Here is a 16,354-nt window from a genome sequence, read left to right on the forward strand (position 1 = left end):
TAATTTATGATTCATCTATTTTTTATTTTCGCCCTTATTCTTTGTTTTTTGCCCCTCTTGCCAGGCATTATCGGGCTATTACTACCTTCGCTTTCTTGGATCCCGACATTAGGCTTTAACAATGTCTCCATCTCGGCGTTTAATGACGTGGCTACATGGCCTAACCTTACCGCATCTATCGGCTTAAGCCTGTTCACAGGCCTAGGCAGCACCGTTCTCGCGTTGTTTTTTACCTATTCAATCCTGAAACGTTATTGGGATACTGCGCGTTGGCAAAAACTTGAACGCACACTCTCCCCCATGCTGGCCATGCCACATGTTGCCTTTGCGATTGGTTTTGCTTTGCTATTTTCTCCTACCGGCTGGTTTTTCAGGCTCATCGACGCATTTGGAATATCGGATTTGGCGGGAATAGCCATTATCCAAAACAACCTTATTCAAGATAATTACGGGTTCGGCCTGATGCTGGCTCTGGCGATTAAGGAAACGCCCTTTCTGCTGATCATGAGCATTCCTATCCTCAAACAGCTTAACGTGAAGCAACTCGGTAAAGTGTCTGCCAGCTTGGGTTACAGCCATTTTGAAACATGGCGGAAAGTGATTCTGCCGCAATGGCTTCCCAAATTGCGCCTATCCCTGTTTGCGGTTGCTGCTTATGGCTTATCGGTCGTGGATGTTGCACTGATTTTGGGCCCAACACGCCCTTCCACCCTGTCTGTTCTGGTATGGCAATGGTTTAATGATCCCGATCTTCAGCAGCTTCCTCGTGCAGCTGCAGGTGCATGCCTATTACTTATCATTACCGCTGCCAGCCTAGGTCTTATCAAATTTGTCGAGTGGTTTAGCTTCAAGCAACATCGAGGTTGGATAACCAAAGGTGCCAAAACAATAAGAAACACCAAGCAAAAACCCAAGCGACACCTAGCGTTATACAGCCCATTTATCGCTATTCCCGTTATGATCGTTCCGCTATTGATAATCTGGTCGTTTGCCCAACGTTGGCGCTTTCCCGACTTATTACCTAGCCGCTATAGCGATCGATTCTGGCAACAAGAACTGCCAACCTTAGCCGATCTCATGGGCACCAGCTTATCGCTGGCGATCGTCTCCAGCACGGTCGCTCTGCTGTTAGTGATTGCATGCTTGGAATATCGCCAAAAATACCAACGCGCCATTCCAGTCTGGCTTATCGCGATACCTCTGGTGACGCCTCAGCTTTCTTTGCTATTCGGGATCCAGATCGTGACATACATGATCCCCGGCCAGCACTACTGGCTTTGGGTAAGCTGGAGCCATTTACTATTTGTCTTCCCTTATATGTATCTCGCCTTGGACGGTGCATGGCGAAGCTATGACGTTCGCCTCGATCAATGCAGCCGGAGCTTAGGCCTGAACGCATGGCAGACCTGGTGGCGAGTAAAACGCCCCCAGGTTCAACCTGCCATCATTTTCGGGCTGGCTATTGGGATCAGCGTAAGTCTTGCACAATATCTACCTACACAAATGCTTGGTGCAGGACGGATCAGTACTGTCACCACCGAGGCTGTTGCCCTTGCCAGTGGCCAGGACCGCAGGGTTATGGCGATATATGGCTTGCTGCAAGGCATACTGCCTTTCGTTTTCTTTACTCTGGCGATAGTAGCAAACCGCCTGAGCTGTCGCTGGCGACACTATCGCCAGTACTCGCTACAAAATACTCATATATCCAATAAATCAAAGGAGTACACTCACGGATGACTTTATCTGTGAAAAACCTAGCCATCCAGCACGGTGACAAGGCCCTCTTCTCACCGGTTAGCTTTGATGTTAGCCCTGGTGAAGTTTTCACCTTGATGGGCCCAAGCGGTTGTGGAAAATCAACTTTATTAAGTGCGATTGCCGGACATCTCGTTACTGACTTCTCTTTTTCCGGTGATGTGACCCTCAGCGGCACAAGTGTGATGGATTTGGCGCCCGATCAACGAAAAATTGGCCTGCTGTTTCAAGATGATCTGCTCTTCCCCCACCTCAGCGTGTTGGAAAACCTCATGTTTGGTATTCCGCGCCGCTACAGAGGTCAAGAGCGTATAGAACGTGCTGAGACGACTTTGGCAGCAATTGGCTTATCTCAACTGGCCGGCAAACAGCCTAACGAGATATCCGGCGGACAACGTGCAAGGATCAGCTTGATGAGGATGTTGCTGTCAGAGCCCAAGGCAGTACTACTAGACGAACCATTTAGCAAACTGGATAAAGCCTTGCGCAATGAATTTCGCCAGTTTGTATTCGATCAAATCCAAAGTCGCCAGATCCCCGCGATCATGGTTACCCATGATCATGATGATATACCTCCACAAGGCCGGGTCTTGGACTGGCCATGGACAACCGCAGTTCAGGAACAACCAACATGCTAGATAGATATGCGATCAAGGTGATCCGCTGGCCACTCACGACCTTCTCGGCGCTGCCGGATAAACTCGGCATTACTGCCAACCAGGTGACATTAGCGGGTTTTGTCATTGGATTGTTTGCCCTGCCAGCCTTGGCAATGGAAGCTTACCATTGGGCGTTGGGCTTTATTATCATCAACCGGATTTTTGATGGTCTCGATGGCGCGATCGCTCGCCGCCAAGGGATCACTGACTGTGGTGGCTTTCTCGATATCACTTTGGATTTTCTTTTCTATTCCATGGTGCCGTTCGGTTTTGTACTGGCCAACCCAGATGCCAACGCGGTGGCAGGTGCTTTCCTTATTTTCTCCTTTATCGGCACCGGTTCGAGCTTCCTTAGCTTCGCCATCATGGCTGGCAAACGTAACATCGAAAGCCCGGTATACAAACAGAAGTCGCTTTACTATATTGGCGGCTTGACTGAAGGGACTGAAACCATTGCCTGTTTCGTGCTGTTCTGCCTGTTCCCTGCCCACTTTGCTACCATTGCTTGGGTATTTGGCACGCTATGCTGGATCACCACAACGACACGTATCTGGGCGGGCTATCAAACCCTGAAAGAGGCTTAACTGCTTGGTTTAAGCCAATCCAAGCTAAACCAAACAGAAGTCAAACAAAAACAGCTACCCAGAGGTAGCTGTTTGTTTATTAGACCTATAATAGATTTTAGTCTTTTAGGTCAGCAATTATGCTTCTACAGGTTGGGCATTCACTGCTGCTGCTTCCACTTCATCCTTATTGAAGCCATCATGTAGGCGGTAGTAACGCTGGTAGACAAAGCCACTCACTGCCATCAAGATTGCTGGCAGACCTACCATCATAAAGTGAAGACCCATAATCGTATCTGCGGTCTGTTCAACGTTTGGCACATAACCCACCACTGACAAACCAACACCGACAATGAAGCCACCAGCCGCACCGGCAAACTTAACTAGCATAGTTTGAACCGAGAAGATAACACTCTCGCTGCGGCGACCTGTTTTGTACTCACCGTAGTCAACGACATCAGCAAGCATTACAGTCTGCAATGCGTTGGCAATACCCACACCGAACTTGATTGCTGCACCCGCTAGGCCGATAAGGAAAGCGTTGCCTGGGAACATTACGGCCATTACAAGTAGGACAATGCAAGACAAAATTGGAAAGCCACACGCCATTTTCCATAGATGCTTACGAGGCAGTTTAGCCGCGATACGAGGGAACAAGAACACACCTGCCACTTCCGCCGCACCTGCCACCATCATGTAAACTGGGAACAGCTCAGGGTTACCCAGTGCGTAAGAGAAGTAGTAGATTGCAAAGCCACCGACAAGAAGGTTAGCAATCTGGAATGACAGCACGGTACCGATCAGTGCTTTGAGCTGGTCGTTCTTACCGATAATAATCAGAACATCTTTAAAGCTAAATTTCTCTGCTGGTTTCGCATTAGCTGGTGCCGCTTTTTCTTTAACGTTACGGGCAATCAGGAATGCACTCATAACAAACAGCACTGCGATTAGCATTGCCACGTTGAAGAAACCGTCACCTTGGTTGCCTTCACCCAACACACCAACAATGTGCAGACCGTAAGTACCGGTGATAAACCATGCCAGGCTAGCAAAAAGACGCGGCCACACCACCAGTTTTTCACGCTCTTGACGCTCGCTGGAAAGCGCAGGGATCATTGACCAGTACGGGATATCCATAATGGTGTATGTCAAACCCCAAAGGATGTATGCAGCAGCTGCGTAAAGGTAAAGGGCTGGACCTTCGAACATATGGGTACTGAACAAGCCAACCAATACGATAGCGTTAAGCAGCGTACCGATGACAATCCATGGGCGGAATTTACCAAACTTAGAGCGGGTGTTATCAACAATTACACCCATCATTGGATCAGTAATCGCATCTATAATTCGGGCAGCAAGGAAGATTGTACCCACAAAGGCAGCAGACAGGCCGGCTACATCCGTGAAGTAGAACATCAAGAAAATATAGATTGGTGCACACGCGAAATCTTTGCCGAGTGCGCCGAGGCCATATGATAACTTGGTTTGTAGTGTGATTTTGTCAGACATGTTTTATCCTTCAGTCTGTTCCACACCCCTTCCCTAACTAAAAGGGTGCGTACAGCATTTATTTAATTTTTTGTATTCATCAAGCTCTGGGCTCAAAAGGTATATTAAGGATCTACAGAAGGATAACTGTGATCTAAACCCCACCCATGGAAACGTTTCCATGAGTTCCATGAATAGAATGCCAAAGTGCGATTTCGATCACTTAACGCACTGTAGCAGCAAATATTAGCAACATGACATACTGCAAAAGGATAAAAATAATGGGACCCATAAGGTCCCATTATTCCAGTAAGGTCTTTCTGACAAAGATTACTCAGCAACCAGCCTAATTAAAATCGCAGTCTCGGCATCAAGGATAGGCATGGCTAACCCGGCCTTCTGACACCATTCCCCGCTCAATGACACCGGCTGCTTCGTCCATGCCGGCTGTTGGTTCACCAAGCCCTCATGGAAGTTAACTGGGTGATCAAGCACGGATATCTTATAGACTTTGCTGGCATCCAGCTCAGGGATCCTCAAGACACCACTGAGGGAGTTTGTCGGCATTGCCAGCTGAGCCACCATGACTAGTGCCTCGTTGCCATCTTGGCTGATCACCGCCTTGGCTAGCTGACTTTCATTGTCATCAACCGGGATGCGCACTGATTTACCGCTATGGAGCAAACTACGATACTCCTTATGTAATTTGATATAGCGCTCAAAGCCAGCCTTTTCTTCTGTCCCCTCTTTCACTGGGTCAAGCTCGATACCCATATGGCCAAATAATGCTGTCAAACCACGAAAACGAATATCATGGGTACGGCGGGTGCTGTGACAGTGGCGCGCACCGATATGGCTTCCCATCACCTCTGGTGGGAAGAAGTAACTAAAGCCACGCTGGATCTGCTGGCGTTCCAACGCATCGTTATTGTCTGACGTCCAGAAACGGTGGGTGCGTTTAAGCACCTCGTAATCAATCCGGCCACCACCTGCGGCACAGGACTCGATTTCTACCTCAGGATGGCGCTCGCGGATTTTCTCAACTAATTCATAGTAACGCTTGACCTGATTGTTACCTGCTGCCCGCCCCTGGTGGCCCGGTTGGACAATCTCGCGGTTCATGTCCCACTTGATATAAGCGATATTGAGGGTCGACAGAAAATGATCGAGCCTTGCCAGTAAATATGCAAAAGCCTCATCATTTTGCAGGTTTATCGCATACTGGTTGCGACCAGTTGGCTGGTCATAGCCCTCAACGGCAAGCAGCCATTCAGGGTGATTGCGATAAAGATCCGAGTCCTTGTTGATCATCTCCGGTTCAAACCACAAACCGAACTCCATGCCCAGCTCGTTCACATGGTTAACGATACCTTCCAGCCCCTCGGGATACTTGGTTTCATCCAGATACCAATCACCCAGTGCAGCCTTGTCACCATTACGCCCTTTGAACCAACCATCATCAATAATAAAGCGTTCAACGCCCATTTTTGCTGACTCTGTCGCCATCTCTTTGATGTAATCAGGATCATGATCGAAATAGATCCCCTCCCACGTATTTAGGTGGATTAGACGGGCTTTCTCAATGATTTGCGGAGCTAGAATAGATTCTCGCACATGGCCGTGGAACTGCTGGCTCATCTGATTCAAGCCATTTGCACTGTGCGTTGCATACAGCACCGGCGTGGTTAGGCTCTCTCCCGGTTGTAGCGACACCTCACCCGGTAGGTACAACGCCTCTGCCTGGACAACCCGTCGCCCGTCAGCTTTCACATCAACACGCATCCGGTGGTTGCCGCTCCAGGCCAAATGGAAGCCCCAGACATCACCGTCACACTCGCCAAAACCTTTGGTACCTGCAATGAAGGCCGGGTAATGTTCATGTGATGTGCGGCCACGGCGGTTTTCTTGCTGGTAGCCCCCTTGCAACAAAGGCTGGCGTACCTGCTGGAACTCTTTAACCCAGCGGCCATAATAGGTCAGAAGCTCATTTACGCGCTCTGGCAAAGGAAGCGTATTGGCCAAGCGGTTCACCTGATACTCTCCTTCACCAATATTGGTCAGAGTCTGCTTGAGTTGGATAACATCGTTGCTATCGACTTCCAGGCTCACGGTTAATATCAGGCCAGCAATTGGATCTTTACTTTCTATATCTAGGCTTCCACCCTCATTTTTAACCGAGCAAATCGTAAAGGCTGGTGACCAATGCTGGCCGTTGCGGTGGCCTTCAAGGGCAGGGCTACCGAACAGGCCTCGTGCAAGTTCAGGATGCAATGACACAGGCACATCATTATCTAATCGGCCATAAGGCACTGGGCGTTTCAAGGCAACATCTGCCCCTTGGGGTAGCGCAGTTAATGATTCACCCCAGTAGATCACTTCAGCAACCTCTCCGATCGCAACGATCAATTCAGACTGCCGGCCTTTTAGACGAATGATTTGCTTATCCATTGTCATGGTTTCCTATTAAGCATGAAATTTCACCTGATCATAATGAAATACCCATCAGATACTGTGAGCAAACCCTCACACTGGAAACGTTTCCATTGTATTGATTAAAAGTATGATGCATTAAAGTTGTTTTATGTAAGATAGTGCTTTCAAAAGGAAAGGCGCATTAATAGTGGCAATTATTGAACAAGGTGAGAATGAAACGGGATCACGCGTGACCCCGTAACAAAATCTATAACCAGACCTAATAGGTTGAGGAAGCCTTCTTGTCGGCTGCTTCCTTCTTCATTGCATTGCACTCTGTTATCAAGACATGCTTGTGAATGAGTTTGCCGTCAATCACACAAGGGGGGCTGGGAATGCCGCCTGAACTTCCCCCAGCCTGTACAGAAACACTAAACAACATGATACCTAGCAAACCAATGAGCTTTTTCATGTTCAATCCTACTAATATAAAAAGGCACTTATAAGGATAGAAGAGTTAAAACCGATAAGCCGCCCCGACACTGAACTTCCACCCAAGATCGTTTTGTACCAGTGAGCTATTACTATCATGGTATTCCAGCTCTAGCTTGGACACGCCAAGCACATGGCGGCTGATATCATAAAGCGCAGTAAACCCGCCCTTATAAACCCATGTATCATCGGCACTAAATGCCGATAGGCCTGAGGCGCTGGCTTCCCTGGCAGAAACACTGTAGATATGGTCTGACAGCTTGTCATCGCGGTAATTTAGCTCGAGGTAAGGGGCGACTGTCAGCCTGTCCAAGGGAGTATCAAATGCCCTGCCTAAATGCAGTTGAAGCTCATAGCCATTGTGCTTATCAGTGACATCATGCAAATAGGTCAGCCGCGCACCTACTGTGCCTAAAGTGATCCCTAGCTCCCCGCTGCTGTCCCTGTTATCTATGCCGCTTGGAATATCGGTGAAGTCATCAGACACTTCTGACAGGCGTATGTTCCCGGAAAGGCCAAGCCAAGGCGTCAGAGCCAAGTTGGCTAGGCTGCCATCAATAAAGCCATAGTCACTCTGATGGAAAATATAGGGCTTAACACTGAACTCGCTGCCATCGCTGGCAAAAACCGACTCCCCTACTGCAGCCCCAGCCCCCAAGAACGTGTAGTGCATGTATTTATCCTGAGGTTGAAAGAATTCTTGTGAATAGGCCGCTGCAGATGACACCAAAGCCCCAAAAGCTGTAACCAACAGTACTACTGAGTTATGCATAGCGCTTCTCCTCTTTAGAGATAGAAGAAACGACGTAGCGAGTATTTATTACAATGAGTTTTGAAAATAATCTTTATTGTCCGAAATAGAGAACTCTCAAGGCTTTAGCGACAGTTATCACACCTTCGCTGTTCGAGTGTGCATTAATGCTATGACATTGATATTTTCTAACCTGCTGACAATGAAGTAGGTTCCAAAAATGATTTCTGTCACTTTAGTTGATGACCATATTGTGGTTCGTTCGGGGTTTGCTCAATTACTCTCCATAGAGCCTGATATTCAAGTGCATAGTGAATATAGCAATGCGAAAGATGCATTCCGCGGACTTTCAGAGGCTGTGGTCGATGTGGCAGTCATTGATATCTCAATGCCAGATGAAAGCGGGCTGGTATTACTAGAAAAGCTTCGCAAAAAGCACCCTGATTTCAAAGCGATTATTCTCAGCATTTACGACTCCGCCTCTTTTGTCAGCAAGGCGATAGATGCGGGCGCTTATGGCTATCTATCCAAACGCTGTGGCCCGAGCGAACTTGTCAAAGCGATACGAACCGTCGCTAGTGGTGACCGATACCTTTGTGCTGATGCGCTGGTTAATCTAAGTAATGCGTCTGCTGGGCCCGATGTACTACATGAACTCACCAAGCGAGAACGAGAAGTTTTCGATCATTTGATTCTAGGAAAGGATGTCAGAGAAATCGGCAGTGAACTATTTATCAGCCATAAGACAATACATGTTCACCGTGCCAATATTCTTAGCAAACTCGGGCTCTCCAATAATGTCGACTTAATTCGTTTCGCCCTACACCACAAATTGCTCGATGAAGAGCCGGTATGAATGACATCACGCGGCGGCAGCACCTGCCTAGACTTATCCTAACTCACGCATTTACGTACGCTTTCAGCTTAGTTCTGTATACCATCAGCTGGTTTTGCCTGTGGAATATTAGCCGCTACCTAGTACCCGACCTACTGTTAGCAGGTCTGTTCCTCCCAACAGGGTTAAAACTGGCCGTCTATGCGCTAAGCCCTCGCCGTCTCTGGCCCTTGTTTACCTTGGGAGAGATAGGGCTGATTGCCCTCATGCTGCCAGTCATCAGTAATGACAGTGCACTCTATCTGCTCATGCTGTTCTCCATTTTCAGCCATGGCTTGGCCATCGTTTTTCAGCCCTATTGGCGAACACTAGATGTGTACTGGAAGCAATTGCTGGCACTGTGCGGTTTTGCATTCGCTTATGCCAACCTCTGTGGCATCGCCCTGTTGATGGTTTTCAAACCGATGGGAATGACCATCGACTACGCGCTGGAAGGAACTGTCTCGGCATTGACAGGCGGTATTCTCTTAATGCCATTTTTCTTTTTGCTTTATGACTACCTTCATCGTCAAATATGGCAACCACTAAGCCCTACTCTCGTCCATCAGGAAATAACGTTACGCAGTTCTGCGCTGGTTTGGTGCCTAGTCTTTTTCAGTATTGGCCTCGTGGCAGAGTTGACCTTTCTCGAAGAGATGAAGTCCCTTTCGCTGCTGCTTTTTCTTCTACCGAACATCTTTATGGCCTATCGTTACGGTTGGCAAGGCGGGGTACTCGCCAGTGTAATGAATAGTATTTTACTCGCCACCGCGCGGCAGATTTCTGGTTCATTCGAGTCCGATCTTGAACTTCAAAGCTTCATTGCGACTCAGGCACTAATTGGATTAGGTTTGGGTATTGCTATCAGCCGCCAATACCTCTTGTCCCAGCAACTGAAAAAAGCCAACGAAGATCTCCAGACCGAGCTGCACAATAAGAAACAGTTAGCAAAACAGCTTGTTCACGTTGAGGAAGATATTCGCAAATCTGTTGCCCGAGAGCTTCACGATGAAATAGGCCAAAATATTACCGCGATACAAATTCAATCTATGCTGGCCAAAAGGCTTGCAGACAGTGAACAAGCAGAAAAAATTGCCGACACCACCCATGAACTGGCAATGCGGATCCATACATCTACCCGTCAATTACTCAAGCAGCTACGCCCACAGGCACTGGATGAAATGGGCCTCGAGGCAGCAATACGCCAGCTAGCGACAGAAATGCGTTTCAAAGAGCGACATGTCGATTTCAAGCTCAATTTTGGCATATTGGCAGACCGGTTAGACGAAGTCACCGCCGTTACCCTATATCGAATCGTTCAAGAGTTACTGAACAATATCTGCAAACATGCCCAAGCGACAGAAGTTCAACTCTCTTTGATGCCCGGCAGTCAATTTAGCCTTGAGCTGCGGGACAATGGCGTTGGCCTGCCTGAAGGCTGGCGAAACCGAGGGCATGGACTGAGAGGCATTGAAGAGCGAGTTCAAGCCCTAGGCGGCCAAATGACAATTCGAAGCAATGACCTCGGCTGCCGTATAACTGTTAACTTACCCACAAAATCCGACACCACCTAATCATAACTAGGAAATTTTCCTAGTCATTTATGAAACTGTCTCATTCTTTTCATTCACTTTGTCAATAACATCAACTTCAGCACTTAAGGAGAAGTGATGACGTTCGCAGTCGCAACTAACCCTATCCAGGTTAACGAAAGCTACCGCTACTGGCGTCTTCATTTGATGGCCGCGATGTATATCGGCTACGGGGTATTCTATTTCACCCGTAAAAGCCTAAGTTTTGCCATGCCTGCAATGCTGTCGGATCTCGGACTAAGCACTGCTGATTTTGGCGTACTTGGCACCTTGTTCTACATCACTTATGGCGCATCGAAATTTCTGTCCGGCATGGTCAGTGATCAGACGAAACCGAACTATTTCATGGGGCTCGGCCTCATCGCAACCGGTGTCATCAACATACTGTTCGGGCTCAGTTCATCACTTTCTGCCTTCGTGATGCTATGGACACTCAACGCTTTATTTCAAGGCTGGGGTTGGCCGCCTTGTGCAAAATTGCTGACCAGCTGGTATTCACGATCTGAGCGCGGCTTTTGGTGGTCGATTTGGAACACTTGCCACAACTTAAGCGGTGCGCTTATCCCTGTCTCGATTGGGATAATCGCAATGAGTTGGGGGTGGCGTTACGGCTTCATCTTGCCTGGTCTGCTCGCCATCATCGTAGGCACGGTACTGTGCTTTCGGCTAAGGGACAAGCCACAAGCCCTTGGTTTACCAAGTGTTGGCGAGTGGCGTGATGACGAGTTGGAACAACAGCACGAAGCTGAAGGTAAAGGGCTGTCATTCAAGCAGATACTGAAAACCTATGTCTTGGGCAACAAGTATATCTGGCTACTGTGCAGCTCTTATCTACTGGTCTACGTGGTACGTATTGCTATCAATGACTGGGGAAATTTGTACCTGACCGAACGACACGGTTACTCATTAATCACGGCCAACACCACCGTATCCATGTTTGAAGTGGGTGGCTTTCTCGGTTCACTGTTTGGCGGATGGGGATCAGACAAATTCTTCCGTGGCAATCGAGCGCCCATGAACTTGATTTTTGCTTTGGGGATTTTCATCTCTGTCGCGGCGCTGTGGCTGACCCCGCTTGATAACGTATTGGTGTTATCGGGTTGCTTCTTCTCCATCGGCTTTTTCGTCTTTGGACCGCAAATGATGATAGGCATGGCCGCGGCAGAGTGTTCGCACAAAAACGCAGCCGGCACCGCAACAGGGTTTGTCGGACTGTTCGCCTACTTAGGAGCCGCGCTGGCCGGATATCCGCTGGCACTGCTTATAGAGAATTTTAGCTGGGAAGGTTTCTTCGGTGTCATCACGCTGTGTGCAGCGTCGATAGGACTGCTGATTTTACCTTTCGTCAAAGCACAGCAACGGGCAGGGATCGCCGTTAACTAAAATTATGATTCCTCTCGTTGTCACTTACCCAACCCTACACGTTGGAAACAACAAGAGGAAATAATAATGAAAGTTAGAACTAAACGCTCGCTACTCGCTGCCTGTATTCTGGGTTCAATGTTTGCGGCTCCACAAGTTATGGCTGACGGCCGATTAGTCGTATATTGCAGTGCAACCAACGCGATGTGTGAAGCGGAGACAAAAGCTTTCTCTGAAAAATACAACGTAAAAACGTCTTTTGTTCGCAACGGTTCTGGCAGCACACTGGCCAAAATCGAAGCCGAAAAGAAAAACCCTCGTGCTGACGTTTGGTACGGCGGTACCCTTGATCCGCAATCTCAAGCTGGTGAAATGAACCTGCTGCAAGCCTACCCTTCCCCACAGCTTGAAAACATCATGCCGGACTTCCGAGATCCCGCCAAACGCAAAGGTAACTACTCATCTGCCGTGTATATGGGTATTCTTGGTTTTGGCGTCAACACGGAGCGCCTTGCCGAAAAAGGCCTGCCAATCCCACGTTGCTGGAATGATCTAACCAAGCCGGAATACACTGGTGAGATCCAGATTGCTGATCCTCAAAGTTCAGGCACCGCCTACACCGCCCTGGCAACCTTCATCCAACTTTGGGACGAAGACAAAGCCTTCAACTACTTTAAGGCTCTGAACAAGAACGTTTCTCAGTACACCAAATCTGGTGTTACCCCATCTCGAAATGCAGCACGTGGCGAGATTGCTATCGGCATCGGCTTCCTGCATGACTACTCATTGGAGCAATCGAAAGGTGCACCGCTTGAGTTGATCTCGCCTTGTGAGGGAACCGGGTATGAAATCGGCGGTGTCAGTGTGATCAAAGGTGCCCGTAACCTTGATAACGCGAAGAAATTCGTTGATTTTGTGCTTTCAAAAGAAGGCCAGGAAACAGCGTGGCAGAAAGGCCAATCATTCCAGATCTTAACCAACATCAAGGCCGAGCAATCGCCAAACGCCTTGAATCCTGAAGATCTCACACTGATCAGCTATGACATGGACAAATATGGTTCGTCTGATGAACGTAAACGTCTGATCAACAAGTGGGTCAATGTCGTCAAGATGGGACAGTAATCCCTGCGGGGCTGCTTGGCAGCCCCTTATTCCACACCATCTGATAAGACCAACACCGCTCTACATTTCAGGTACAGACAATGAACGAACTTGCCGCACAAATCACGCCAAGTGCCATAAAGCGCGACCCTGTCTTTTATTGGGTTTTAAGCCTGCTGGCAGCTTTTATTTTGCTGCCAGTCTTTGCTCTCGATTGGGGCCTTTTTGAATCCACCCCAGAAGAATTCAGAGCAGCGATGGGCTGGAGTAGCATGAATATTTCATGGCTATGGTTCGCCCTCCCTGCTGTTTTATTGTTCCGCCCTGCCCAAGTGCAGGATAAATACGCCAAAAACCGACACTACTTCGACATCGGCTACAGTGCTTTCTGCATGTTGTTTGTAGTGTTCTCTTCTTGGTATACCGCGCAAGGAATGGGTTACGCAACCATCGCCCTGTTTATTGTCCTTGGCGCAGTCATGACCTTGGCTTTCTCGAGGCTTGAATACCTTGGCGGCGATACCTTTGTTATTGGCTCGCTCATCGCAATCGTGTTGCTGATCACCACCTTTATTATTTTCCCGAGCATCGCCATCTTTGTTCCAATGTTCAAAGATGACATGGGAAATTTTGTCGCCTGGCAGTTCCTAGATATTCTTGGCCGTGCCCAAATCATCCAGATCATCATGAACTCCGTTATGCTGGGTACATCTGTCGGCATCGGCGCAACCTTCTTCGGTTTGGTCTTTGCTATCTACACCACCCGTATCGCCAAGCGCAGTGCTTTTATTGCCCGAATCTTCTCTATTTTACCTATCGTCACCCCGCCATTTGTAGTCGGCTTAGGTGTCACACTGATGCTGGGGCGCTCTGGCTATCTCACTGAATTGATGGTGGATTGGTTTGGCCTTACCCAAACCAACTGGCTGTATGGCTTTACCGGCATATGGATGGCACAGGTACTGGCATTCGCGCCGATGTCATTCATGATCCTTGATGGCGCGATGAAATCACTGCATCCATCACTGGAAGAAGCGTCTTTCACCTTGCGGGCCAATCGCTACCAGACCTTCTTTAAAATTGTTATGCCGCTGCTCAAACCGGCATTGGCGAACAGTTTTTTGATCATCTTCGTCCAGTCTCTGGCAGACTTCAGTAACCCACTGGTGCTCGGTGGCAGCTTTGACGTACTGGCCACCCAGATCTACTTCTACATTGCTGGCGCTCAGCTAGATTACGCCTCTGCCAGTACCCTTGGCGCAGTATTGCTTCTATTCTCACTGGCTATTTTCGTCGTGCAGTATATTTGGATAGGAAAACGCTCTTACGTCACCATCTCCGGTAAGTCTTACCGGGGTGATGTCCAGCCACTGCCTGCGACATTGAAGCACAGCGTTTCTGGCCTGTTGTACTTCTGGATGGCATTCAACATTTTGCTCTACGGCAGCATTATCTACGGCAGCTTTACAGTCAACTGGGGGGTTGATTACAGCCTGACCTTCGCCAACTACATCAACTTGTTTGGTATGGGTATGAGCGAAGGGGCCTGGCCATCACTTATCACCACCATGACGTATGCCGGTATTGCCGCACCGCTAACAGCGCTATTCGGACTATTGATTGCTTACATCGTCGTGCGCCAGCAGTTCCACGGCAAAAAGGTGATCGAATTTGCCACTATGCTGTGCTTCGCGGTACCGGGAACCGTTGCCGGTGTCTCCTATATCCTTGCGTTTAACGATGCACCTGTGTACCTAACCGGTACTGCCGCCATCGTAGTTATTTCCATGGTGATGCGAAACGTTCCGGTAGGGATCCGCTCCGGAGTCGCAGGTCTCGGCCAGTTGGACAAATCATTGGACGAAGCCTCGTTGAGCCTGCGAGCCAACTCGCTGAAAACCATCACCCATATTTTACTACCACTACTGCGTCCAGCGATTCTATCTACGCTGGTATACAGCTTCGTGCGTGCAATGACCACAGTGAGCGCCATTATCTTCCTGGTAACCCCAGAAACCCGGGTGGCAACCTCTTACATCCTCAACCGAGTAGAGGACGGTGAATACGGTATCGCTATTGCCTACGGCTCCATCCTGATTGTTGTGATGCTCAGCATCATCCTTATTTTTGATTTCCTTGTCGGTGAAGCGCGCATTTCGCGTTCCAAAGCCAAAAACGACGCGTCCTAACTGGAGAATAAATTCATGGCAACTGAAAACTTTGTAGTGCTCAAAAACGTCTGTAAGCGCTTTGGCGACAAAACCGTTATCGGCAACCTCAATTTAGAGATCAAAAAAGGCAGCCTTGTCACCTTGCTAGGCCCATCGGGCTGCGGCAAAACCACAGTGCTCCGCCTTGTCGCAGGGCTGGAAAAACCCAGCAGCGGCCAGATTTTCATTGACGGCGAGGATGTCACCAATACCTCTATCCAGCATCGTGATATCTGTATGGTATTCCAGTCTTATGCCCTGTTTCCCCATATGTCCCTGCACGAAAACGTCGGATATGGCTTGAAGATGCTCGGACTTGATAAAGCTGAAATCAAAAAGCGGGTCGATGATGCGCTCAAACTTGTTGATCTAGAAGGTTTTGGCGAGCGCTTCGTCGACCAAATCTCCGGCGGGCAGCAACAGCGCGTTGCACTGGCGCGGGCACTCGTGCTTAAGCCCAAGGTACTGCTGTTTGATGAGCCGTTGAGTAACCTCGATGCGAATTTACGCAGAAATATGCGTGAGACCATTCGCGATTTGCAGCAACGCTTCAATATCACGTCGCTGTACGTTACCCATGACCAATCCGAAGCCTTTGCGGTTTCTGATACCGTTATCGTCATGAAAGATGGCGACATCATGCAGCAAGGTAGCCCGACAGATTTGTACAAACACCCAGCTTCTATGTTTATGGCGAATTTCATGGGTGAAGCCAACATGTTCGAGGGTCACTTTAACGGAGAAACCATAGACATTCACGGCTACCGCCTGCCAGCAGCTAGGGGCAATGTTTCAGGTATTGGCCCAGGTGACTACCAGATTGGCGTCCGTCCTGAAGCCATTTTACTGGCCGAACATGGGGAGCCTTGTCAGCAATGCCAAGTCATCAGTGCTGCATATATGGGCTCTATGTATGAAGTCGTGGTGGAGTGGCAAGGGCATGAGCTTCTGTTGCAGTTAAACTCCGCACAATTTGATACCAGCTTTACCGACCATGCGTACCTAACGATTAACCCAAACGGTGTGTTCCTATTACCCCCAGAAACAAACTAAGGTTTTTCGTCTAGTACAAGCCGCTCATTTGAGCGGCTTTTT

The 16,354-nt window shown here is 48.7% G+C and carries 13 protein-coding genes; 9 read left to right on the plus strand and 4 right to left on the minus strand.

All coding sequences use genetic code 11. The features are described 5' to 3' along the window. The first annotated feature begins 6 nt into the window (after window positions 1–6). Genes ACXAD4_RS11195 through ACXAD4_RS11205 form a run of 3 tightly spaced genes read left to right on the plus strand, consistent with a single transcriptional unit; the run spans window position 7 to window position 2,998 of the window. Window positions 7–1,737: an ABC transporter permease gene (locus ACXAD4_RS11195; RefSeq protein ID WP_475241376.1), complete on the plus strand. Its 1,731-nt coding sequence runs from the start codon at window positions 7–9 to the stop codon at window positions 1,735–1,737. Beyond that, window positions 1,734–2,393, plus strand: coding sequence for an ATP-binding cassette domain-containing protein (locus ACXAD4_RS11200; RefSeq protein ID WP_475241377.1), 660 nt, complete (start codon window positions 1,734–1,736; stop codon window positions 2,391–2,393). Before ACXAD4_RS11195 ends, ACXAD4_RS11200 begins: the two co-directional genes overlap by 4 nt. Beyond that, a complete protein-coding gene (locus tag ACXAD4_RS11205; RefSeq protein WP_475241378.1) occupies window positions 2,387–2,998 on the plus strand; it encodes a CDP-alcohol phosphatidyltransferase family protein in 612 nt (203 codons plus the stop codon). Before ACXAD4_RS11200 ends, ACXAD4_RS11205 begins: the two co-directional genes overlap by 7 nt. 117 nt (window positions 2,999–3,115) lie before the next feature. Here ACXAD4_RS11205 and melB read toward each other — a convergent pair whose 3' ends face one another. The 4 genes from melB to ACXAD4_RS11225 all read right to left on the minus strand — a co-directional run bounded on the left by melB (window position 3,116) and on the right by ACXAD4_RS11225 (window position 8,141). After that, window positions 3,116–4,486 (minus strand): melibiose:sodium transporter MelB, encoded by a 1,371-nt coding sequence (gene melB, locus ACXAD4_RS11210; protein WP_475241380.1) that lies wholly within the window; start codon window positions 4,484–4,486, stop codon window positions 3,116–3,118. Window positions 4,487–4,795: 309 nt separating this feature from the next. Next, complete coding sequence (locus ACXAD4_RS11215) at window positions 4,796–6,919, minus strand: alpha-galactosidase (protein WP_475241381.1); 2,124 nt, start codon at window positions 6,917–6,919, stop codon at window positions 4,796–4,798. Window positions 6,920–7,157: 238 nt separating this feature from the next. Continuing rightward, entirely contained in the window at window positions 7,158–7,349 is a 192-nt protein-coding gene (locus tag ACXAD4_RS11220) for a hypothetical protein (protein WP_475241382.1), read from the minus strand. Between the two features lie 45 nt (window positions 7,350–7,394). Then, complete coding sequence (locus tag ACXAD4_RS11225; protein ID WP_475241384.1) at window positions 7,395–8,141, minus strand: MipA/OmpV family protein; 747 nt, start codon at window positions 8,139–8,141, stop codon at window positions 7,395–7,397. A 199-nt stretch (window positions 8,142–8,340) separates the two neighbouring features. Here ACXAD4_RS11225 and ACXAD4_RS11230 point away from each other — a divergent pair, with 199 nt between their 5' ends. From ACXAD4_RS11230 to fbpC, 6 genes are all read left to right on the plus strand, one after another. Beyond that, window positions 8,341–8,976: a response regulator gene (locus ACXAD4_RS11230; RefSeq protein ID WP_475241387.1), complete on the plus strand. Its 636-nt coding sequence runs from the start codon at window positions 8,341–8,343 to the stop codon at window positions 8,974–8,976. Further along, entirely contained in the window at window positions 8,973–10,568 is a 1,596-nt protein-coding gene (uhpB, locus tag ACXAD4_RS11235) for a signal transduction histidine-protein kinase/phosphatase UhpB (protein ID WP_475241388.1), read from the plus strand. Before ACXAD4_RS11230 ends, uhpB begins: the two co-directional genes overlap by 4 nt. A 96-nt stretch (window positions 10,569–10,664) precedes the next feature. Then, window positions 10,665–11,969: an MFS transporter family glucose-6-phosphate receptor UhpC gene (gene uhpC, locus ACXAD4_RS11240; RefSeq protein ID WP_475241390.1), complete on the plus strand. Its 1,305-nt coding sequence runs from the start codon at window positions 10,665–10,667 to the stop codon at window positions 11,967–11,969. A 66-nt stretch (window positions 11,970–12,035) separates the two neighbouring features. Beyond that, window positions 12,036–13,070 carry an ABC transporter substrate-binding protein gene (locus ACXAD4_RS11245; protein WP_475241391.1) on the plus strand — a complete coding sequence of 345 codons (1,035 nt, stop codon included), beginning with the start codon at window positions 12,036–12,038 and terminating at the stop codon, window positions 13,068–13,070. Window positions 13,071–13,150: 80 nt separating this feature from the next. Then, window positions 13,151–15,238 (plus strand): ABC transporter permease, encoded by a 2,088-nt coding sequence (locus ACXAD4_RS11250; protein WP_475241392.1) that lies wholly within the window; start codon window positions 13,151–13,153, stop codon window positions 15,236–15,238. 15 nt (window positions 15,239–15,253) lie between these two features. Then, on the plus strand, window positions 15,254–16,312 hold the full coding sequence (gene fbpC, locus ACXAD4_RS11255) for a ferric ABC transporter ATP-binding protein (protein WP_475241394.1): 1,059 nt from the start codon (window positions 15,254–15,256) through the stop codon (window positions 16,310–16,312). The last annotated feature ends 42 nt before the right edge of the window (window positions 16,313–16,354 follow it).

It is taken from the genome of Photobacterium sp. AWH4_225, from assembly GCF_056158405.1.

What these genes read in the sequence shown, in the direction of transcription:
- fbpC (WP_475241394.1), top strand. Translation starts at nt 15,254, where the DNA reads ATGGCAACTGAAAACTTTGTAGTGCTCAAAAACGTCTGTAAGCGCTTT.
- uhpB (WP_475241388.1), top strand. Translation starts at nt 8,973, where the DNA reads ATGAATGACATCACGCGGCGGCAGCACCTGCCTAGACTTATCCTAACT.
- ACXAD4_RS11225 (WP_475241384.1), bottom strand. Translation starts at nt 8,141, where the DNA reads ATGCATAACTCAGTAGTACTGTTGGTTACAGCTTTTGGGGCTTTGGTG.
- uhpC (WP_475241390.1), top strand. Translation starts at nt 10,665, where the DNA reads ATGACGTTCGCAGTCGCAACTAACCCTATCCAGGTTAACGAAAGCTAC.
- ACXAD4_RS11195 (WP_475241376.1), top strand. Translation starts at nt 7, where the DNA reads ATGATTCATCTATTTTTTATTTTCGCCCTTATTCTTTGTTTTTTGCCC.
- melB (WP_475241380.1), bottom strand. Translation starts at nt 4,486, where the DNA reads ATGTCTGACAAAATCACACTACAAACCAAGTTATCATATGGCCTCGGC.
- ACXAD4_RS11230 (WP_475241387.1), top strand. Translation starts at nt 8,341, where the DNA reads ATGATTTCTGTCACTTTAGTTGATGACCATATTGTGGTTCGTTCGGGG.
- ACXAD4_RS11245 (WP_475241391.1), top strand. Translation starts at nt 12,036, where the DNA reads ATGAAAGTTAGAACTAAACGCTCGCTACTCGCTGCCTGTATTCTGGGT.
- ACXAD4_RS11220 (WP_475241382.1), bottom strand. Translation starts at nt 7,349, where the DNA reads ATGAAAAAGCTCATTGGTTTGCTAGGTATCATGTTGTTTAGTGTTTCT.
- ACXAD4_RS11205 (WP_475241378.1), top strand. Translation starts at nt 2,387, where the DNA reads ATGCTAGATAGATATGCGATCAAGGTGATCCGCTGGCCACTCACGACC.
- ACXAD4_RS11215 (WP_475241381.1), bottom strand. Translation starts at nt 6,919, where the DNA reads ATGACAATGGATAAGCAAATCATTCGTCTAAAAGGCCGGCAGTCTGAA.
- ACXAD4_RS11200 (WP_475241377.1), top strand. Translation starts at nt 1,734, where the DNA reads ATGACTTTATCTGTGAAAAACCTAGCCATCCAGCACGGTGACAAGGCC.
- ACXAD4_RS11250 (WP_475241392.1), top strand. Translation starts at nt 13,151, where the DNA reads ATGAACGAACTTGCCGCACAAATCACGCCAAGTGCCATAAAGCGCGAC.